We start from the raw sequence: 19,385 nt of genomic DNA, 5'->3' as shown, positions 1-19,385 counted from the left end.
CGCATGGAACAGCCGGTGAAGGTGATGAGCACGCTCGCCGTCGAGCTCGCGTTGACGAGCGCATTGCTTCCGGCCTGGCGCGGGACCGGTCGAGACGTCGACGTGGAGTGGAGTCCGACGGGCGTGCTGATCGATCGTGTTCGAGCCGGTGAACGTGGAGACGTCTTGATCGCCATCGACGAGCCGATCGCGGAGCTCGTCGAGCAGGGCATTCTCCGTGCGGGGTCCGTGCGGCCGGTCGCCCGTGCCGGCTTCGGCCTCGGTGCGAAGCGCGGTGCCCCGCGCCCCGACATCTCGACACCGGAGCGCTTCCGAGCGGTATTGGTGTCGGCCCGATCCGTCGCCTACTCGTTGACGGGCGCGAGTGGCATCCACTTCCAGGACGTCATGAGGCGTCTGGGCATCACCGAGACCGTGGGCGCGAAGGCGACTGCCATCCATGCCGGTTTCACCGCCGACAGGGTGATCGCGGGCGAAGCCGATCTCGCCGTGCAGCAAATCAGCGAGCTCATGTCGATCGACGGCATCGACATCGTCGGGCCGTTCCCGGCCCCCTATCAGAAGCACACGGACTTCTCCGCGGCGATCTTCAGCGACAGTGGGTCGCCGAGCGCCGCCGAAGCGCTTGTGGAGCATCTCAGCGGCGAGAGGGCGGGTGAGGTCTACTCGCGTTCCGGTCTTCTGTCGCGGATCGGGAGCGCTGCTTGATGACATCCACGTACATCGCCAAGGCCGGTCCTCGCATCGTGCTGCTCCACGCCACTCCGGTCGCGATGGACCCGATCAATGCGGCGATGGCGTCGCTCTGGCCGGAAGCGGAAGCCGTCAACCTGCTCGACGACGGCCTGACGATCGACCGCGCCAAAGACGGCCCGGACCTCTCGGAAGGGCTCATCCAGCGGTTCGTCGACTTCGGCCGTTACGCGCAGCGCAGCGGCGCGGACGGCATCCTCATCACCTGCTCGGCGTTCGGTCCAGCCATCGACCGGATGCAAGAAGAACTGCCACTGCCGATCCTGCGCCCGAACGAAGCGATGTTCCGTTCGGCAATCGCCGCCGGCGGCCGGATCGGCATGATGGCGACGTTCGCACCGGCGGTAGCGACGATGGAGGAGGAGTTCCGCCAGTTCGCCGCGGAGGCCGGCGCGCCGGTCACGCTCGAGACGATCGTCGTGCCGGGCGCCATCGATGTGCTGCGGCAGGGCGATGCGAATTCCCACAACCGCCTCGTCGCCGAAATGGCGCCGCAGTTCGCCGGCCACGACGCCATCATGCTCGCGCACTTCTCCACCTCCCGCGCGGCCGAACAGGTACGGGCCGAGGTGCAGGTGCCGGTCTTCGCCGCGCCAGAGGCCGCGGTCATGCGCATGAAAAGCCTGCTCGGCGGTGACCCATGTTGATCGGGGTAATCGCTGACGACTTCACCGGTGCAAGCGATATCGCCAATACCCTCGCCAAGGGGGTACCCGGGCAGGGCGGACTCGTGGCCATGCAGTACATGGGAGTGCCAGAAGGCGCCGCCGGTCCGGAGGTGGAGGCCGGCGTCATCTCCCTCAAATCCCGGTCGGTCCCGGCAGACGACGCGGTCGCTTCGTCGCTTGCGGCGTTGCACTGGCTGAAGGCGCAAGGATGCCGGCAGATCGTCTTCAAATACTGTTCGACCTTCGATTCGATGCCTGCGGGCAACATCGGCCCTGTCGCCGAAGCCCTGGCGGACGCGCTCGACGTGAAGGGCGTCGTAGCCTGCCCCGCCTTCCCGGTGATGCGACGCACCGTCTACCAGGGGCATCTCTTCGTCGGTGACAAGCTGCTCAACGAATCGGGGATGCAGAACCATCCGTTGACGCCGATGACGGACGCCGACGTCCGCCGCTGGCTCCGTCTGCAGACCGAGTCCGATGTCGGTCACGTCCCGGCTCCGGTTGTGGGCGAAGGTGCCGAGGCGATCGACGCGGCGATCCGCGCATGCGCGGATCGCGGAGAGACGCTGGTGATCGTCGACGCAGTGACCGACGAGGATCTCGTCAGGATCGGCCAGGCATGCGCGGACGCACCGCTCTTGACCGGCGGATCGGGGATCGCGCTCGGGCTTGCCGGGAATTTCATCGCGAAGGGGCTCGCCACGGGCGACCGCAATCGGTTTGAAGGCGTAGCAGGCACTGAGGCGATCCTTGCCGGCAGTTGCTCGGGGAGGACCAGGAGCCAGGTGGATACGCACGCCCGTAAGCACCCGACGATGGCAGTCGCGGTCGAGGACGTGATGGATGGCCGTACCTCATCGGATGATCTCGTGGCGTTCATCGAGGCGAACCACGGCGAAGCACCGCTGGTCTACTCCTCAGCTGCGCCCGAGGACGTGACGGCAGCGCAGACACGATACGGCGCCGAGGCGGTATCGGATCGTCTGGAAGGCCTGTTCGCCGAGACCGTCAAACGCCTCGTCGATGGCAGCGTCAGCCGGGTCGTGGTTGCCGGAGGAGAGACATCCGGAGCCGTGGCGCAGGCGCTGGACCTCGGCGGCTTGAAGATCGGTCCGGAGATCAGCCCCGGCGTTCCTGTGCTGTTCAGCGACAAGCGGGGCGTGGCCCTCGCGCTCAAGTCGGGAAACTTCGGTGGAGAGGACTTTTTCGACCAAGCCCTCGACGCCTTGGCAGGGGAAGGAGCCGTACATGAGTGAGGAGGCCGAACTTCGCCAAGAACTCGTGCGGATGGGCCGACTGCTCTCCGCGCGTCAGCTTGCCCACGGAACCGCCGGGAATCTGTCGGTGAAGCTCGGGGACGGCAACGCCTTGGTGACACCGACCAACTCGAGCCTCGGAGACCTCGATGCGGACCGCATCTCCAAGGTATCGCGCGCCGGAGATCTGATCAGCGGAGACAACCCGTCGAAGGAGTACTTCTTCCACCTCGCGGTCTTCGATGAGCGGCCCGGCGCACGAGCCGTCGTCCACCTGCACTCCGCTTACTCGGTTGCGGTCTCGTGTCTTCGCCACGAACAGACCGACGACGTCCTCCCGCCGTTGACGGCGTACTACGTCATGCGGGTCGGAAAACTCCCGCTGGTGCCGTACTTCCCGCCGGGCGATCACGCGCTCGCGGAGGAGGTCAGGAGCGTCTCCCGCGAGCACCGCTCGATGCTGCTGGCCAACCATGGGCCGATCGTCTCGGGTGCGAGCCTGAGCGACGCCGTCTCCGCGTACGAGGAACTCGAGGAGACGGCCAAGATCTCCTTCATCCTCGGCGACCGGCCGACGTCACCGCTCAACGCGGAGCACGTCGCCAACCTCAACCGAGCGTTCCCGACGTGATCAAACCCCGGTCCCCCACCACCACTGCCAACTGGAAAGGATCATCATCATGAGCTTCGCGTACTCCGAGGGCAACCCGGTCGAAGACACGTCCAAGCACGGTCACCCCCCATTCGACACCGAACGCCTGGATCACCTCATGGAGGAAGCGGGCCTCGACGCGCTTCTCGTGACATCCAAGCACAGCATCCAGTACCTCCTGGGTGGTTACCGGTTCTTCTTCTACGACTACATGGACGCCCACGGGCTCAGCCGCTACCTGCCGTTCTTCGTCTACGTGAAGGGCCGCCCGCTCGACTCCGGGTACGTCGGCGCCTCGATGGAACGATACGAGAAGCAACTCGGAAGCTTCTGGGTCACCAACCTCGACTTCGCGAACGACGCGAGCACTGGTTACGCCGGCGCTGCCGCCGAGATCCTGAAGAGCGTTGGTGCAGCTGAAGGGAGGGTCGGCATCGAAGCCGGGTTCATGCCGATCGACGCGTTTCGAGTCCTCGAAGCGCAGCTTCCCGGAGTCGAACTCACAGACGCCACCTACACGCTTGAGGTCCTGCGTGCGCTGAAGACGCCGGAAGAATTGGCGATCCTCAAGGAGAGCTCCGAGAAGGTCGTCGATTCGATGCTCACCGTCTTTTCGAAGTTCGGCCCGGGCACCAGCAAGCTCACGCTCTTCGATGCCTTGCGTCAGGAAGAAACGGCACGCGGCATGAAGTTCGAATACGCACTGACGAACATCGGGACCGCCTTCAACCGTGCGCCCTACGACAAGATCTGGGAGGAAGGCGAGACACTTGCCCTTGATTCCGGCGGCAACTACCGGGGCTACATCGGCGACGTGACTCGGATGGCGTACGCCGGGGAGCCGGACCAGGAGCTCGTCGATCTCCTCGGCCAGGTCGAACTCGTGCAGCAGGCCGCCCGCAAGAACCTCAGGGCCGGCACTGTCGGCGCGGAGATCTTCGAGAACGCAAACGCGGCGCTGCTGCAGTGCTCGGCATGCGACAAGATGGGATTCGCCGCACATGGCATGGGCATCGTCAGCCACGAGGCTCCGTGGCTTATGCCGAATGCCTTCCCCCGGTACACCCCGCACCACCGCGACAAGCCGCTGGAGGCCGGAATGGTGATCTCGATCGAAACGGAACTTCACCACACCGGGCGCGGGTTCATCAAGCTCGAGGACACGGTCGCCATCACGCCGACCGGATGTGAGGGCTTCGGCGACCACGGCCGCGGCTGGAACATCGCGGGCCGCTGACGTGGATAGTGACGTGCCCGGTTACGCGTACAGCGCACACATCGGCTACCTCTTCACCGACCGGCCGATGGCGGAGCGCATCGGCTCGGCGATCTGGTGCGGCTTCACGGCGATCGAGCATCCGGCGCCGTATTCCGTGCCGGCCACGGAGATGGCCGGGTGGTTGCGGTCAGCCGGCGCTCGGTATGCGCAGCTGGGCCTCTACCCGGGCGACGCGTCGAAGGGCGAGAAGGGACTCGGCATCTTTCCCGGCCGGCGTGCCGAGTTCCGCGAGAGCGTCACTCAGGCGCTGGACTACGCGGAAACCGTCGGGGCATCGATGGTGCATGCAATGGCCGGGATCCTGCCGCGGGCGCAGCGGTCTCGGCAGCACTGGGACTGCTACGTCGAAAACCTCGCCTTCGCCGCCAGGGAGGCGAGACCGCGGGGTATCAAGATCATCGTCGAAGCGATGAGCGAGACCGCGGTGCCGGAGTACTTCTTCGATACCCCAGACCGAGCAGCGCGCGCCATCGGAGAGGCCGGCGAAGAGAACATCGGCCTCTTGCTGGACGTCTTCCACACGGTGAGCGCCGGCTTGGACGTCGAGCAGGAGATCGCCAAGCATGCGGGGCTGCTGGCGCACGTGCACATCGCGGATGTTCCCGGACGCCATGAGCCGGGATCGGGGACGGTGGACTTCGACGGGGTGGAGCTCGCCCTGCAGAAGGCGAACTACGACGGCTTCCTGGGGTGCGAATACAGCCCGATCGAGTCGACCGAAGCCGGCCTCGGATGGCTGCACCGCAAGACCCTCACTTGAGTGGAGACCGAGCCCGACGAACGACCGAGTGTGCTGTAGACCGGTAACGGTCTCTCGCGACGACGCCGACGCGATTGCCTGCCACATTCGAGCCTCGGCAGGGACCGGCACCTGACCATGTCGCTGCCCGGCGAACAACCACTTGTCACCGAACGAATGGATCGACGATGACCGATACCGAGAGCATCGGACGCACCGAGAGCACGGGCCGCCCAGGAACCCCCGCCGGTACGGCCAACATCGGTGTGGTGGGCATGGCGGTGATGGGCTCGAACCTGGCCCGCAACCTCGCCGGCCGCGAGGGCAACACCGTTGCGGTCTACAACCGCTCCCCCGAGCGGACCCGCACCCTGGTCCAGGAGCACCCCGAGGCCGGCTTCCTGGCATCGGAGTCCATCGACGACTTCGTCGCATCCATGGCCCGGCCGCGCACCGCGATCATCATGGTGCAGGCCGGCCGCGGCACCGACGCCGTCATCGAGCATCTCGCCGAACGCTTCGAGCCCGGCGACATCATCGTCGACGGCGGCAACGCGAACTTCCACGACACCATCCGACGCGAGCACGACCTCCGCGAGCAGGGCCTGAACTTCGTCGGCGCCGGGATCTCGGGCGGTGAAGACGGCGCCCTGCACGGGCCGTCGATCATGCCCGGCGGGTCCGCCGAGGCCTGGGAGACCCTGGGCCCGATCCTGAAGTCGATCGCCGCCGTGGCCGAGGGCGAACCCTGTGTGACGCATGTCGGCACCGACGGCGCCGGCCACTTCGTGAAGATGGTGCACAACGGCATCGAGTACGCCGACATGCAGCTCATCGCCGAGTCCTACGACCTGCTCCGCCGCGTGGGCGGGCACGATGTCGACGAACTGGTGCAGATCTTCGAGCGATGGAACGAGGGCGACCTCGAGTCGTACCTGATCGAGATCACCGGCGAGGTGCTCGAGCAGCGCGACGCCGATACGGGCAAGCCGCTCGTCGACGTCATCCGCGACGAGGCCGGCTCCAAGGGCACCGGTGTGTGGACCGTGCAGAACGCGGTCGGGCTCGGCATCCCCGTCTCCGGCATCGGTGAGGCGGTGTTCGCTCGCGCTGTGTCGTCAAAGCCGCCCCAGCGTGCCGCCGTGCAACAGTCAGTGAAAAGTCGGCCGGAGATCGCGCAGGTGCCGGACACGTTCGCCGACGACGTCCGTGCGGCGCTGTATGCGTCGAAGGTCGTCGCGTACGCACAGGGCTTCGACCTCATCATCGCCGGGGCGAAGGAGTACGGCTGGGATATCGACCTCGGCAACCTCGCGAAGATCTGGCGCGGCGGCTGCATCATCCGCGCCCAGTTCCTCAACCGCATCGTCGAGGCGTACGCGAAGAACCCGGAACTCGAGTCACTGCTGGTCGACCCGTACTTCGCGAACGCGGTCGCCGAGGGTGAAACGGCCTGGCGCCGCATCGTCGGCATCGCGGCCGCGTCTGGCATCCCGGCGCCGGGCTTCTCGTCGGCGCTGTCCTACTACGACGCCCTCGCCTCCGACCGCCTGCCCGCCGCGCTCATCCAGGGGCAGCGCGACTTCTTCGGTGCACACACCTACCAGCGCATCGACAAGGACGGCACCTTCCACACCCTCTGGTCCGACGATGACCGCCGCGAGGTCGACCAGGACTCCTCCACACGCTAAGTGATGCCTGGTAACCGGTTTGAATCTGCTCCTGGGCGGCGCTGATCATGGCCGGCCGGCCGTGGGGACTGGGCTAACGCACGCTGTGTCTGCTGCCCAGCGACAGCCCGGCCGTGGTGATCAACGGGCATCACGAGCCCAACCAGCTGCCGGCGAACGCGTACTGGGACGTCGTCCTGGCGCTTGACCTACACCGGTTCCTGATCCTGCCGGGCCGGTACGCGAGGCACAGCGAGCCCGCCAAACAGCGCGATCACCTGGCCACCCTGCCTGGCGCCTGGGCCTGGCATTGAACTCGATCATTCAAGGCTGCCGACAGCCAGATCTTCCGCCACCTTGAGCGCAGCCCCGTCCGTCCACCCGGTCGAGCACCGCCGGCTCGATGGGCACGCCTTGGCAGCAGGAGCCGCCTTAGGTGTATTTGGTCAGGATGTTGGCAGCGGAAGGCTCGGGTTGGCGTGGGGAAAGCCTCCGAGTGAGGTGTGGCTTGTCTGGGACCCACGCCGACCGGAGGCTCTCGTGTCTCACCGTAACGCCCGCACCACCTTCCTCGGCAGGTTGCTGATCGTCCAACGCCACCAAGCAGCGTGGCCGCAAGCACATATTGCCGCCGCAACGGGAATCTCTCGCACATGCGTGAAGACCTGGCTGGGCCGCGATGCCACCGACGGCGAGCCCGGTCTTCGTGACCGATCCTCACCGCCCGCACACCTCACCCCGGCGGACCAGCGCGCCGCACTCGATGCGCGGATCATCACGTTGCGGCAGCGCGAACGCCGCGGACCGGCCCAGCTCGGCTGTGAACCGGGTGTCCCGACACGGACGGTGTCGCGAGTACTGGCACGCCACCAGATCCCGCCACTGGCCACGCTGGACCCGATCACCGGGCCGGCAAGACCACCGCAGTCCGCTACGAACGAGACCGGCCGGGAGAGCTGGTCCACATGGACGTCAAGACGATCGGCCGCATTCCCGACGGCCGAGGCTGGCGAGCCCACGACCGGGCCCAGCAAGAAGCCACCCGCAACCGCCACGCCAAGATCGGCTACGACTACGTCCACTCCCTGGTCGACGATCATTCCCGCCTGCCCTGCTCCGCGATCCACCCCGGACGAAAAAGGGCCCAACCTGCGCTGGCTACCTCACCCGGGCGATCGCCTGCGTCGGCGGCCACGGCATCACCCGGATCAAACGGCTGATGACCGACGACGCCTGGCCCTACCGCTGGTCGTTGCGTACGGTCTGCGCCGAGCACGGCATCCGGCAGACGTTCATCAAGCCCCACTGCTCCTGGCAGAACGGCACAGTCGAACGTCTCAACCGCACACTGCACACCGAGTGGGCCTACCGCCAGGCCTTCACCAGCAACACCAACCGCACAACAGCCCTTACACCCTCGCTCGAGCACTACAACCCCACAGCGCACCCGACGACAACCCACCCATCAGCCGACTGCCACCAACCTGACGGCCACATACACTGGTCGCGCACCGGCACCCTGTTCACGCTGGTGGCGACGGGACGTATCGGCCGGTCCCACAGCGGGCCCACCACCAAAATCCACCTCGCCTGCAACGGTCACGGACAGACCTTGCCGATCGTGTCGACCGGCGGAAACATCAACCACTGCACCCTGCTCATCCAGGTCACGGCAGGAATCAAGTTCCATCGGCCGGGTTCAGCTCGTCCACCGGCCCCGCCGAAGAGGACGCTGCCGGACACGGGCCACTCCAGCCGAACCATTCGTTCCCCCAACACCGCAACCAGCAAACCGACCGGCCGCGCCACGGACAAGCCGGGCGAGGTCCACCAACCTTCGACCACACCACTTACACACGCCACAACATCGTCAACGCCGCTTCACCCTCCTCACGCACTTCCGCCCGCTCCGACAAGACCACCGCTCCTACCCACACGACCGACCCTGCCACCCCGCTCCCCCCGGCTTCGAGAACACGACCCAGTAGAAGCAATGCGGATCTGCGCACGACGGCCGCGGCGGCGAGCAGAAGGGTCGCCCGCATCCCGCTCGCCAGCCCGTACGGCGCGGCCTGCAAGACCACGAACACGGCGACCGCGAGCGCACCGCCGGGCTGGCGGCTGGGGTTGAGCACGCCGCTCGCGGTCCCCGCGACCGCCCTCTCCGGTAGACCCGCAGCAATTGGCGCAAAGGTGCGCGGCGCCTACTCGATAGCCCTGAGCCGTGACGAGGGAACCGAAGTACTGCACACGGTTGGCTGCCGTCCTGTTCTTGACTACACACGCGGCCGTCGGCATGACAGGCTCGCGTTTCGGACGCGAAGGGGGCCGTAGCCGATGACTTACCTCGGCCCCGTCCCCGGCCGGTTGACACCGGCCCGCCGACTCGTGCTTCGAGGACAGGCAGCACGGACTGCATCAGCGTCCGGTCGCGTGCACGGTCGCCGGCAGCGCTCCCGGCGGCCGGTCCAGCGCCGCGATCAGGTCGTCTCACGCCGCATCGGCAGGAACCAGAGCGGGGCTTCGTGCGGAGCTGGCCCATCGCCAGCGTCGCGGAAGCTGCCAGTTCGCGCGCCAGCCGGTCGCCTCGTTCGGGCCGCCGCACCGGGTGCCACGACAAGTGAGTTCAGGGCGCCCAATTCACCGTAGAACGGGATGGGTTCCGGACGGCCTTGCGCAATGTCGAACAGTGCCCGTCCTCCCGGCAGTGAGCCGGTGACGCCCACCGCCTTGATCTGCGGATGCACTTGCCCTGCAGCACAACAATCTTGCCCCGCCGCTAACCCTTGCTCCCCGGAACCGTCCGGCCGGAGCCCGACAGTTCCATGACCTCCGCTTGGGGACACATCGACCAGTCCGGGCCGCATCTCCGGCCGGACGGTCCTGCACGACCTCGGACGGAACCGCGGCTTCCTGGGCGAGGCCGGGCCAAGACCACCCCGTCGAGGCGACCGGCCTGTGTGATGCGGCCCGGACCGGGGCATCGCGCAGCTGCAGGACCAGGTCAACAGGGGGCCGGCCAGGTCCGGCCGGCCCCATGCCGCCTCACATTTTCACGATCGCGCCCCCGTCGATCGGCAGCGAGATGCCCGTGACGTAGCGGGATTCGTCGGACGCCAGCCACGCCACCGCGGCGCTGATGTCGCGCGGCTGCACCCACGGGATCGGCAGCACGTTCATCGCGCCCTGGCACGCCTCCTTGAAGTCCTGGTGCGTCGGGGACTCCAGGTCCGGCCGGAAAAGCCGGTACATGGCCTCGTGGTCGATCATGTCGGTCAGCACCGATGTCGGCTGGATCGCGTTGCACCGGATGCCCTGTGCGCCCAGCTCGTTCGCGATCGACCGGGTCAGGCCGATCACGCCGTGCTTCGCCGCGACGTAATGCGCGAAGTTCGGGAATCCCTGGGTGCCGCCGGTCGAGCTGATCAGGACGATCGAACCGCCCTCGCCCTGTTCGAGCAGCGTCGGCACGGTCGCCTTCACCGTCTTCCACACCCCGGTGAGGTTGACGTCGATCATCGTGTTCCACTGCTCTTCGGTCAGCTCGTGGACCGCGGCGGAGGAGAACACCCCCGCGTTCGCGACGACCGCGTCGAGCCGGCCGAGCCGGCGCACCCCGTCCTCGACGGCCGCGGTCAGCGCGGTCAGGTCCCGCACGTCGGCCTCGTGCGCGACGACCTTCCGGCCGGCCTTTTCGACGTACCGGGCGGTCTCGGCGAGGTCCGCCGAGGTCGCGCCGTGATATTCGGTGGTCGCCACGGTGTCGCAGATGTCCACCGCGATGACGTCCGCGCCCTCCTCCGCGAGCCGGACCGCGTGCGACCTGCCCTGGCCCCGCGCGGCGCCGGTGACCAGGGCGACTTTCCCGTCAAGACTTCCCATTGCTCGAACTCCCGTCGTCGTTAACGGACTTCCTGCCGAGGGTGCCCCGCCGCGGCGTCCGGGCGGGACCGGGCGACCACGTGGTCCCGCCCCCGCCCACCCGTGAGCGCCGCGCGCAGCCGGGTGACGTCCCGGGAGGACACTCCGTGGCTCTGCAGCAAACGGATGCGTGCCGCCGTAGCGGAAATCGACCTCGGCAGGAACCGGTGCATCACCTCCGGCGGGTAGCTCCCAGCTCCGGCGCCGTAGGACCCCATGTGTCACAACCGACGCCCGTGCGGTGTCCGCGCCGAGGAACTGCGGCGTTCCGCTCCGCACACCACGGGTCAGCTGCTCTGCGTCCGCCGCACCACGCTCGCGTAGCCCCACACATCCTCGCTGCGCTGGTCCCGCAGCGCGCCGGACACCATCGCCGACGCTTCGATCCGCAAACCACGCCGGTTTCCCGCTCCCCGCCGACGATCGCTGCATCGCCGGTCAAGCAGCACTGCAGGAAGGTCAGCACCTCCTCAACCGTCGGCGCACCCGAACGCAGCTGCGCGAGAGGGTCGTCGAAGCCGTTGCGTTTGTTCTTCACCGCCACCGCGCTGCGCCTGGAGCTGCCGGGCGGGCACACCGCCCTGGTCGGCTGTTCGACGCGAATGTGCGTCAGCGGAAAGAGGATTCCCTGGTGAGTCCGTGACGGGATGTTCCCCGATGACCATGGACACGAAAATGCCATACCCGGCGGCGTCGCCTTCCCGGCAGCGGATCACGGTGCCCGGATCGGAGACGTCGGCGTGGCGTTCGCCGTCCATCTGGGAATCGCCGGACCAGGTCCCGTGCCGGTGTCCCTTGAACCCGAAGTACAGCCCGGTGGTGCCTTCGGGTGGTTGACGAACCCGGAGAAATACGTCGACTGGCCGTCGACCCACTCGGAGCCGCTACCTGCGGTAGCCGTCCGGCGGCGGTTCGCCGACGTCCGTCCGCACGCCCGGCGAATGGTCTCGGAAGCCGAACCATTCGTCGTCGCGCACCTCGATCTCCTCGCCGCCGATCCAGATGCGGCCGCGGACGGTCGGGGCTTGGTCACGCCGGTGCCGCAATTTGTGGCCTAGTGCTGTGTCTTCAAAGTGGGTTGTGGTGGCCTGCTTGGATGTCGGGTTGTGGTGCGCAGGCATGAGTTGACTGATGAGCAGTGGTTGGTGATCGAGCCGTTGCTTCCGGTGTCGGGAGTGGCGGGGCGGCCGCGGGTGGGTGATCAACGGGATGCTGTACAAGTGCAAGACCGGGATCGCCTGGCGGGATCTGCCAGAGCGGTATGGGCCGTGGAAGACGGTCTACAACCGGTTCTGGCGCTGGGCCAGTAATGGCACGCTCACGACGTTGGTGGGCGGGGTTCGTGTGGTCGCGGAGGCGGTCGCCGAGCTGGACCGGGAAGTGTCGGTCGATTCCTCGATCGTGCGCGCGCATCAGCATGCCGCTGGTGCCCGTCCGGCCCGGATGGCCGATCCGGCAAACGGGCGGGTTTCCCGGCGGACAGACCGAACCAGATGATCATGCTATCGGGCGGTCCCGTGGTGGGCCCACCACGAAGATCCATCTCTCCTGTGATGGGCTCGGCCGACCGTTGCCGGTGGTGTTGACCGGCGGGAATGTCAACGACTGCACCATGTTCATCACTGTGGTGACCGGGATCCGGATGCCCCCGGCCCGGCGGGGACGGCCCTGGACCAGGCCGCGGCGGATTCTGGCCGACAAGGGCTACAGCTCCCGCGCGATCCGCAGCTACCTGCGTGGTCGCGGCATCGCCGCCACGATCCCCGAACGCCGCGACCAGCAAGCCCACCGCGCCCGCCGAGGACCAGTCGGTGGACGCCCGCCAGCCTTCGACAAGGCCGTCTACCGACGACGCAACGTGGTCGAACACTGCTTCGGGCGCCTCAAACAACATCGCGCCATCGCCACCCGGTACGACAAAACCGCCCTGTCCTACCACGGCATGATCGACCTCGCCACCCTCCTCATCTGGCTTTGAGGACACGCCCTAGTTGTACTGACCATGGAGGTTGGGTGCGGCGTGACATGTGATCGGGTGATCTTGGTGTGGGGGAGGGTCTCCGGGTTCGGTGTGGATTGCGACATCTGCACCGAATTGGCCCCGGGAGGCCTTCGTGACTCACGCTGATGCACCGTTGACGCCTGTGGGCAGGCTGCGTCTGGCTCGGTGTGTCGTGGATGAGGGGTGGCCGTTGCGCCGTGTTGCGGAGCGGTTCCAGGTCGCGGTGACCACGGCCGCCCGGTGGGCCCGGCGCTACCGTGAGCTGGGTGAGGCGGGCATGGCCGACCGGTCCTCACGCCCGTACTCCAGCCCGCGACGTACCCCGGCCCGTGTCGAGCGGCGGATCATCAAGGTCCGGGTTCTGCGCCGGTGGGGGCCGGCCCGGATCGCCTATCTGCTGGGGTTGAATCCGGCGACGGTGCATCGGGTGCTCACCCGGTATCGGCTGGCCCGCCTGTGTCACCTCGACCGGGCCACCGGGCGGGTGATCCGCCGCTACGAACACGCCTCGCCCGGCGATCTGGTCCACGTCGACATCAAGAAGCTGGGCAACATTCCCGACGGCGGCGGCTACCGGATGGTGGGTCGCCGAGCCGGACAACGACACCGCACCGTCACACTCGGCAAGAAGCGCGACCGCAACGGCAACAGCCACGTCGGCTACAGCTTTCTGCACAACGCCGTGGACGATCACTCCCGACTGGCCTACAGCGAAATCCTGCCCGACGAGACCAAAGAAACCGCGGTCGCGTTCTGGCGCCGCGCCCAGTCCTTCTTCACCGACAGCGGCATCACAGTGCAGCGCGTACTGACCGACAATGGCAGCTGCTATAAGTCCACTCTGTGGCGGAAAACGTTGTCAGATAACAACATCAGCCACAAACGCACTCGCCCCTACAGGCCGCAGGCCAACGGCACAGTGGAACGCGTCAACCGCACACTCCTCGACGAATGGGCATATCACCAGCCCTACCACTCAGAAACCGAACGCCGCGACACCTTCCCCACCTGGCTCCACACCTACAATCACCACCGCGGCCACACCGCACTCGGCGGCCACCCACCCGCCCACCGCGTCCCCAACCTCACAGGTGACTACACCTAGGGCATTTTGGGGGACATCGTCGCGCGCACCGGCGAGGCGGGGAACTCCGGTGCTCGTTTCGCCAGGAACGCCGCCACGCCTTCGCGTCCGTCCGGGCTCGCGGCCCGCGCCCGGATGGAGAGGGTTTCGCGGCGCAATGCGGTTTCCTCGGCCGGAGTGGAGGTTTCCCGGGCCAGCCGTTTCACCGCGACCTGCGCCGCGCGGGAGCCCGCGCGGAGCACGCCGACGACGCCTTCGACCGCGCGGTCGAGTTCCGCGTCGGGGTGCACTTGAGCGACGAGTCCCAGCGCCTGCGCCTCGTCCGCGCCGAGGACCGGGTTGAGCAGCGCCAGCTTCAGCAGCCGGTGCAAGCCCAGCGAGGCAGTGAGCAAAGAAGTCCCGCCGTCCGGGGAGAAGCCGAGTTTGGTGTAGGCCACCGTGAACCGCGCGGACTCGCTCGCCAGCACGAGGTCGGCGGCCGCGGCCAGGGCAAGGCCCGCGCCCGCCGCCGCGCCGGCAACCGCGGAAACCACCACGGCCTCCATCCGGTGCAGCTCGCTGACGACCCGGTGCAGACTTTCCGCGAGGTCGTCCACCAGCTGCCCGGGATCGTCTGTCGCGCCGAAAGCGGCAACATCCCCGCCGACGCTGAACGCTTTCCCCGCTGCAGTCAGGACAACGACGTGGGCATCGTCGGCGCGGGCTCGCCGGACCGCATCGGCGAGAGCGTCGAGGATCGCCTGGTTCAACGGGTTCCCGCGAGCGGCGTCGTTCAGCCGGATGCGCGCGACTGCGTCCGCGAACGAGTAGTCGACGAGGCTCATCGGGCCTCCTCCAGCGGTTCGAGGAACAGGTCGGTCTCCAACGGCCGGTCTCCGCTGCCCGCGCGGTACCGGTCCAGATCGGTCACGCCCTCTTCGGCCAGTACTTCCTCGTCGAGATAGAAGTTGCCGGTGCAGGAACGGCTTTCGCGGACCAGCACGGCGTGCGCGGCGTCGCCCATGATCTCCGGCACGCGGGCGCGTTCGATCGCAGCGTCGCCGCCGAGCAGGTTCGCGACCGCGGCGGTGGCGATGGTCGTGCGCGGCCACAGCGAGTTCGCGGCGATCCCCGCCTCGCGCAGTTCCTCGGCCAGTCCGAGCGTCACGAGGCTCATGCCGTACTTCGCCATGGTGTAGGCGAGGTAGCTGCCCGCCCACTTCGGACGGAGGTCCAGCGGCGGAGAGAGCGTCAGGATGTGCGCGCGGTCGCTGCGCTCCAGATGCGGGACGGCGAGCTTGCTGAGCAGGAAGGTGCCGCGCGCGTTGATGTCCTGCATCAGGTCGTAGCTCTTCATCCCGATCTCGCGGGTGGGCCGCAGGTCCAGCGCGCTGGCGTTGTTGACCACGATGTCGATGCCGCCGAACCGTTCCACCGCGGTGTCCACCGCCCGCTGCGCGTCCTCGTCCTTGCGCACGTCGCCGACGACCGCTGCGGCTTTTCCGCCGACCCGCTCGATCTCGGCGACTGCGGTGTGGACGGTCCCGGGCAGCCGCGGATGCGGTTCGCTGGTCTTGGCCAGCACCACCACGTTCGCGCCGTCGCGTGCCGCGCGCAGCGCGATGGCTAGGCCGATGCCGCGGCTGCCGCCGGACATCAGCAGAGTTCGTCCCGCGAGTGTGCTCATCGTCAGGTCTCCTTCAGCGGTCGTCACGGCGCACTCTCGGCGGGCGCCGTGCGTTGTTGGCTGGGCTCAGCGCGCGGCGAGAGCGGCGTGCCCGCGTTCGGCGAGCGCCGGGACCAGCGCGCCGAGCCGGTCGAAACCCGCGCCCACGGTGAGGCCCTGGCCGGCGCGGAAGTGGATGCCCTCGAAGATGACCGCGATCTTGTAGCAGGCGAACCCCAGGTACCAGGACAGTTCGGTCAGGTCCCGCCCGGATTCGGCGTAGCGATCGATCAGCAGCTCACTGCCCGCGAAGCCGGGAGTCTCCCCCGGCACCGCCGCGACCGGGCTGTCCAGTCTGCTCATCCCGTCCCACCACATCACCATCGAGGCCAGGTCGGTGAGCGGATCGCCGAGGGTGGCCATCTCCCAGTCGAGGACGCCGGTCACCCGCCCGGTGTCCGGGGAGACGACGACGTTGTCGAGGCGGTAGTCGCCGTGCACGATCGCCGGCGACTGTCCGCCCGGGACCGCCCGGCCGAGCCGCTCCCCCAGCCGGACCAGCTCGGGCAGGTCCCGGGTCCGCGACGCGGCCAGCTGCTTGTCCCAACGGCGCAGCTGCCGCATCAGGTACCCGGCCGGGCGGCCGAGATCGCCGAGCCCGACCGCGGCCGGGTCGAGCGAGTGCAGCCGGGCGAGCACGTCGGCCAGTTCGACAGCGAGGTCCTTCGACCTCGTCGCGAACTCCGCCAGCTGCGCGGGTTCGCGCAGGACGAGGCCGTCCGCGAACTCCATGACGTAGAACGGCGCGCCGAGCACGTCCGGGCCGGCGCTGACCAGTGGCCGCGGCACCGGGACGTCGGTCGGGTGCAACGCGGCGAGCACCCGGTACTCCCGGTCCATGTCGTGGGCGGTGGCGAGCACATGCCCGAGCGGCGGGCGGCGCAGAACCCAGCGCCGGCGCCCGTCGGTGAGCAGATAGGTCAGGTTCGACCGGCCGCCGGAGAGCAGCCCGGCCTTCAGCGGACCGGACAGCAGGCCGGGGGCGGCGGAGCGCAGAAACTGCTCCAGCACGGGCAGCGTGATGCCGGGCGGGGATTCCGAGACCATGCACGACTCCTGACACCGAGCGATTGCTCGGTACTATTGAACAATGGTGAGTACTGTGGACCAGGGACGGACGCACTGTCAAGGACGGCTGGGGTCACCCGGACGGGAAGGGAGCACGCAGGTGGCAGCAGAAGAACCCGAGGACCGGGAAGCCCTGGGCAGGCGGCTGCGCAAAGCACGCCGCACCGCCGGGCTGACCCTTCGCGACGTCGCGCGGGGGCTCGGCGTCAGCACGGGGACCTGGAGCGCGGTGGAGAACGGCCAGACCCGGATCGGCCGGGAGCGGCTGAACGCCGCCGCGTCGTTGTTCGGCGCGGAAAGCGCGGCGCTGTGCGACGCGCGCCCGCCGGAGGCTGGTTCGTGGCGCGATTTCCCGCCGCTGACGCTGGTTCCGCCGCTGGCCGGCGCACTGGAGGCGTTCGTCGAGCTCGGCTACCACGGCGCGCGTGTCCGGGACGTGGCGCAGCGGGCGGGACTGTCGGTCGCCGGCGTCTACCACCACCGGCCGACCAAACAAGCCTTGCTCGTGGAGCTGCTCGATCTGACCATGGACGACCTGCAGGCGCGGTGCCGCGCCGCCCGTGCCGAGGGCGACGGACCGCTCGACCGTTTCACCCGGCTGGTCGAATGTCTCGGGCTGTTCCACACCCACCGGCGGGAACTGGGGTTCATCGGGGCCAGCGAGATGCGCAGCGTCGAGGAACCACACCGCACCCGCATCGCCACCGCTCGCCGGGACGTCCAGCACATGCTCGACGACGAGGTGGCCGAGGGCTGCCGGCGGGAGCTGATGCACACCCCGCTGCCGCGCGAGGCGGCACGCGCCGTGGTGACGATGTGCACCGCCCTGCCGACCTGGTGGTCGCCGGCCGGCGGACTGTCCCCCGAAGTCGTGGCACGCCAGTACGTCGGTTTCGCGCTGGACCTCGTCCGCGCCCCGCGTTGACGCGAAAAGCCGTACACCCTATCGTTCAGCCGATCGATTGCTTGGTATTGTTCAGGAGGATTTCATGTCCGGATACGTCCTACCCGAACCCTCCGAGCGGGCGCGCCGGCTGCAGTCCGCGATGGAGCAGTTCCTGCGGGACCGGGTGCTGCCCGCCGAAGCCGCCTACGCCGAGTACCGGCAGGCCGCCGGTCCGGGCGACCACACACTGCCCCCGGTCGTGGAGAAACTCAAAGCCGAGGCCAAGGCCGCCGGGCTGTGGAACCTGTTCCTGCCCGCCGAGTCCGGGCTGACCCAGCTCGAGTACGCGCCGATCGCGGAACTGTCCGGCTGGAGCCTCGACCTCGCTCCCGAGGCCATCAACGGGCAAGCACCCGACACCGGCAACATGGAGCTGCTGCACCTGCTCGGCAGCGACGAGCAGCAGCGCGACTGGCTGAAACCCCTGCTGGCCGGGCACATCCGGTCCGCCTTCGCGATGACCGAACCGGACGTCGCCAGCAGCGACGCGACGAACATCGCCACCCGGATCGAACGCGACGCCGACGAGTACCTGATCACCGGCCGGAAGTGGTGGACGAGCGGCGCGATGGACCCGCGGTGCGCGTTCTTCATCGTGATGGGCAAAACCGATCCGGCCGCTCCCCCGCACCGCCAGCAGACCATGGTGCTCGTCCCGCGCGACACCCCGGGCGTCGAAGTGGTCCGCGACCACCCGGTGTTCGGGCACCACGACCAGCACGGCCACGCCGAGGTCGCCTTCACCGGCGCGCGGGTTCCGGTGACCAACGTGATCGGCGAGGAGGGCGGCGGGTTCGCCGCCGCGCAGGCCCGGCTCGGGCCCGGCCGGATCCACCATTGCATGCGCGCCCTCGGCGCCGCCGAACGCGCCCTCGCCCTGCTGGTGCGCCGGTCCAAGGACCGCATCGCGTTCGGCGCTCCGCTGGGCGACCAAGGAGTCGTGCAGCAGCAGATTGCCGAATCCCGGCTGGAGATCGAGCAGGCGCGGCTGCTGTGCCACCACACCGCGCACGTGATCGACACCGAGGGCAACAAGGCCGCTCGCAACCTCGTCGCGATGGCAAAAGTCGCCGTGCCGCGCGCGGCCACCCGGGTGATCGACCGCGCGATCCAGGTCCACGGCGGGGCGGGGGTCAGCGACACCACCCCGCTCGCGGCGATGTACGGCTGGCACCGCGCAATGCGGCTGTTCGACGGCCCCGACGAGGTGCACCTGCGCTCGCTGGCCAAGGCCGAGCTGCGCGGCACCCCGGTTCTTCCCGCCTGACCACGGCACGCCGACCACCGCAGCCTGGTACACGGCTGGGTGTTCGCAGAGGACGTAGCCGGGCACGGCTTGCCGCCCCGGCACGCCGACGGAAAGCGCACCGGACAAGGGATCCACCCGCGCGCAGGCGCCGGGCGGCACGGCGTGCGACAGTGCCGTGGTCTCGGTGCGGCCGTAGATTGCGCCATCAGGTCAGCGAACACGTTGCTCGAGCCGAGTCTCGCGCACGAACCGGCCGGCTGCCCTACGAGCTTGCTGCCGGAGTACCAGGAGATGTCGCTCCAGCACGACATCTTCTCTACCCCGCAGGCACTACGCTCGCTGAGCACCACGCGAGTGTCCACTTCGGCCGAGCTGAGGGGCAGCACGCCGGAG

Annotated in this window: 18 protein-coding genes and 1 pseudogene; 14 read left to right on the top strand and 5 right to left on the bottom strand. The window is 68.3% G+C overall.

Annotation, left to right across the window (positions count from 1 at the left end; all coding sequences use genetic code 11):
• Window positions 1-3: 3 nt before the first annotated feature.
• From ABD793_RS04770 to ABD793_RS04730, 9 genes and pseudogenes are all read left to right on the top strand, one after another.
• Window positions 4-708, top strand: coding sequence for a molybdate ABC transporter substrate-binding protein (locus ABD793_RS04770; RefSeq protein WP_344855662.1), 705 nt, complete (start codon window positions 4-6; stop codon window positions 706-708).
• Complete coding sequence (locus ABD793_RS04765) at window positions 708-1,400, top strand: aspartate/glutamate racemase family protein (protein WP_344855796.1); 693 nt, start codon at window positions 708-710, stop codon at window positions 1,398-1,400. The genes ABD793_RS04770 and ABD793_RS04765 overlap by 1 nt, the downstream gene beginning before the upstream one ends.
• A complete protein-coding gene (gene otnK, locus ABD793_RS04760; RefSeq protein ID WP_344855660.1) occupies window positions 1,394-2,677 on the top strand; it encodes a 3-oxo-tetronate kinase in 1,284 nt (427 codons plus the stop codon). Before ABD793_RS04765 ends, otnK begins: the two co-directional genes overlap by 7 nt.
• Window positions 2,670-3,308, top strand: coding sequence for a 3-oxo-tetronate 4-phosphate decarboxylase (otnC, locus tag ABD793_RS04755; protein WP_344855658.1), 639 nt, complete (start codon window positions 2,670-2,672; stop codon window positions 3,306-3,308). The genes otnK and otnC overlap by 8 nt, the downstream gene beginning before the upstream one ends.
• 49 nt (window positions 3,309-3,357) lie before the next feature.
• Window positions 3,358-4,566, top strand: coding sequence for a M24 family metallopeptidase (locus ABD793_RS04750; protein WP_344855656.1), 1,209 nt, complete (start codon window positions 3,358-3,360; stop codon window positions 4,564-4,566).
• A 67-nt stretch (window positions 4,567-4,633) separates the two neighbouring features.
• A complete protein-coding gene (locus ABD793_RS04745) occupies window positions 4,634-5,368 on the top strand; it encodes a hydroxypyruvate isomerase family protein (protein WP_344855653.1) in 735 nt (244 codons plus the stop codon).
• A 167-nt stretch (window positions 5,369-5,535) separates the two neighbouring features.
• Complete coding sequence (gene gndA / locus ABD793_RS04740; protein ID WP_344855651.1) at window positions 5,536-7,038, top strand: NADP-dependent phosphogluconate dehydrogenase; 1,503 nt, start codon at window positions 5,536-5,538, stop codon at window positions 7,036-7,038.
• Between the two features lie 116 nt (window positions 7,039-7,154).
• On the top strand, window positions 7,155-7,331 hold the full coding sequence (locus ABD793_RS04735; protein WP_344855649.1) for a hypothetical protein: 177 nt from the start codon (window positions 7,155-7,157) through the stop codon (window positions 7,329-7,331).
• Window positions 7,332-7,557: 226 nt separating this feature from the next.
• Window positions 7,558-8,505: pseudogene (locus ABD793_RS04730) on the top strand (integrase core domain-containing protein).
• A gap of 362 nt (window positions 8,506-8,867) precedes the next feature.
• Here ABD793_RS04730 and ABD793_RS04725 read toward each other — a convergent pair.
• Together ABD793_RS04725 and ABD793_RS04720 are read right to left on the bottom strand one after the other, a co-directional pair.
• Window positions 8,868-9,152: a hypothetical protein gene (locus tag ABD793_RS04725; RefSeq protein WP_344855646.1), complete on the bottom strand. Its 285-nt coding sequence runs from the start codon at window positions 9,150-9,152 to the stop codon at window positions 8,868-8,870.
• A gap of 910 nt (window positions 9,153-10,062) precedes the next feature.
• The gene (locus ABD793_RS04720; RefSeq protein ID WP_344855644.1) at window positions 10,063-10,899 is read right to left on the bottom strand and encodes a mycofactocin-coupled SDR family oxidoreductase; all 837 of its coding nucleotides are present in this window, start codon (window positions 10,897-10,899) and stop codon (window positions 10,063-10,065) included.
• 686 nt (window positions 10,900-11,585) lie between these two features.
• On the opposite strand from ABD793_RS04720, the gene ABD793_RS04715 reads away from it, so the two are divergent.
• From ABD793_RS04715 to ABD793_RS04705, 3 genes are all read left to right on the top strand, one after another.
• Window positions 11,586-11,996: a hypothetical protein gene (locus ABD793_RS04715; protein ID WP_344855642.1), complete on the top strand. Its 411-nt coding sequence runs from the start codon at window positions 11,586-11,588 to the stop codon at window positions 11,994-11,996.
• Between the two features lie 188 nt (window positions 11,997-12,184).
• Window positions 12,185-12,916, top strand: coding sequence for an IS5 family transposase (locus ABD793_RS04710; RefSeq protein ID WP_425548649.1), 732 nt, complete (start codon window positions 12,185-12,187; stop codon window positions 12,914-12,916).
• A gap of 136 nt (window positions 12,917-13,052) precedes the next feature.
• The gene (locus ABD793_RS04705) at window positions 13,053-14,045 is read left to right on the top strand and encodes an IS481 family transposase (RefSeq protein ID WP_344855794.1); all 993 of its coding nucleotides are present in this window, start codon (window positions 13,053-13,055) and stop codon (window positions 14,043-14,045) included.
• On the opposite strand, the gene ABD793_RS04700 is transcribed toward ABD793_RS04705, so the two are convergent.
• The 3 genes from ABD793_RS04700 to ABD793_RS04690 form a co-directional block, all read right to left on the bottom strand.
• Window positions 14,042-14,848, bottom strand: coding sequence for an enoyl-CoA hydratase-related protein (locus ABD793_RS04700; RefSeq protein ID WP_344855640.1), 807 nt, complete (start codon window positions 14,846-14,848; stop codon window positions 14,042-14,044). The genes ABD793_RS04705 and ABD793_RS04700 overlap by 4 nt on opposite strands.
• On the bottom strand, window positions 14,845-15,690 hold the full coding sequence (locus ABD793_RS04695) for an SDR family oxidoreductase (protein ID WP_344855638.1): 846 nt from the start codon (window positions 15,688-15,690) through the stop codon (window positions 14,845-14,847). Before ABD793_RS04695 ends, ABD793_RS04700 begins: the two co-directional genes overlap by 4 nt.
• A 66-nt stretch (window positions 15,691-15,756) precedes the next feature.
• Window positions 15,757-16,776 carry a phosphotransferase family protein gene (locus ABD793_RS04690; RefSeq protein WP_344855635.1) on the bottom strand — a complete coding sequence of 340 codons (1,020 nt, stop codon included), beginning with the start codon at window positions 16,774-16,776 and terminating at the stop codon, window positions 15,757-15,759.
• Between the two features lie 121 nt (window positions 16,777-16,897).
• Here ABD793_RS04690 and ABD793_RS04685 point away from each other — a divergent pair, with 121 nt between their 5' ends.
• Window positions 16,898-17,722 (top strand): TetR-type transcription factor C-terminal domain-containing protein, encoded by an 825-nt coding sequence (locus ABD793_RS04685; RefSeq protein ID WP_344855633.1) that lies wholly within the window; start codon window positions 16,898-16,900, stop codon window positions 17,720-17,722.
• Between the two features lie 64 nt (window positions 17,723-17,786).
• A complete protein-coding gene (locus tag ABD793_RS04680; protein WP_425548646.1) occupies window positions 17,787-19,010 on the top strand; it encodes an acyl-CoA dehydrogenase family protein in 1,224 nt (407 codons plus the stop codon).
• The last annotated feature ends 375 nt before the right edge of the window (window positions 19,011-19,385 follow it).

The sequence above is a fragment of the Amycolatopsis ultiminotia genome, assembly GCF_039536925.1.
GTDB lineage: Bacteria > Actinomycetota > Actinomycetes > Mycobacteriales > Pseudonocardiaceae > Amycolatopsis > Amycolatopsis ultiminotia.
This window is presented reverse-complemented; position numbering and strand designations above follow the sequence as displayed.

Bases quoted from the DNA above. Each gene is read 5' to 3' on its own strand.
- ABD793_RS04770 (WP_344855662.1), top strand. From the start codon at position 4: ATGGAACAGCCGGTGAAGGTGATGAGCACGCTCGCCGTCGAGCTCGCG.
- ABD793_RS04765 (WP_344855796.1), top strand. From the start codon at position 708: ATGACATCCACGTACATCGCCAAGGCCGGTCCTCGCATCGTGCTGCTC.
- otnK (WP_344855660.1), top strand. From the start codon at position 1,394: ATGTTGATCGGGGTAATCGCTGACGACTTCACCGGTGCAAGCGATATC.
- otnC (WP_344855658.1), top strand. From the start codon at position 2,670: ATGAGTGAGGAGGCCGAACTTCGCCAAGAACTCGTGCGGATGGGCCGA.
- ABD793_RS04750 (WP_344855656.1), top strand. From the start codon at position 3,358: ATGAGCTTCGCGTACTCCGAGGGCAACCCGGTCGAAGACACGTCCAAG.
- ABD793_RS04745 (WP_344855653.1), top strand. From the start codon at position 4,634: ATGGCGGAGCGCATCGGCTCGGCGATCTGGTGCGGCTTCACGGCGATC.
- gndA (WP_344855651.1), top strand. From the start codon at position 5,536: ATGACCGATACCGAGAGCATCGGACGCACCGAGAGCACGGGCCGCCCA.
- ABD793_RS04720 (WP_344855644.1), bottom strand. From the start codon at position 10,899: ATGGGAAGTCTTGACGGGAAAGTCGCCCTGGTCACCGGCGCCGCGCGG.
- ABD793_RS04715 (WP_344855642.1), top strand. From the start codon at position 11,586: ATGTTCCCCGATGACCATGGACACGAAAATGCCATACCCGGCGGCGTC.
- ABD793_RS04700 (WP_344855640.1), bottom strand. From the start codon at position 14,848: ATGAGCCTCGTCGACTACTCGTTCGCGGACGCAGTCGCGCGCATCCGG.
- ABD793_RS04695 (WP_344855638.1), bottom strand. From the start codon at position 15,690: ATGAGCACACTCGCGGGACGAACTCTGCTGATGTCCGGCGGCAGCCGC.
- ABD793_RS04690 (WP_344855635.1), bottom strand. From the start codon at position 16,776: ATGGTCTCGGAATCCCCGCCCGGCATCACGCTGCCCGTGCTGGAGCAG.
- ABD793_RS04680 (WP_425548646.1), top strand. From the start codon at position 17,787: ATGTCCGGATACGTCCTACCCGAACCCTCCGAGCGGGCGCGCCGGCTG.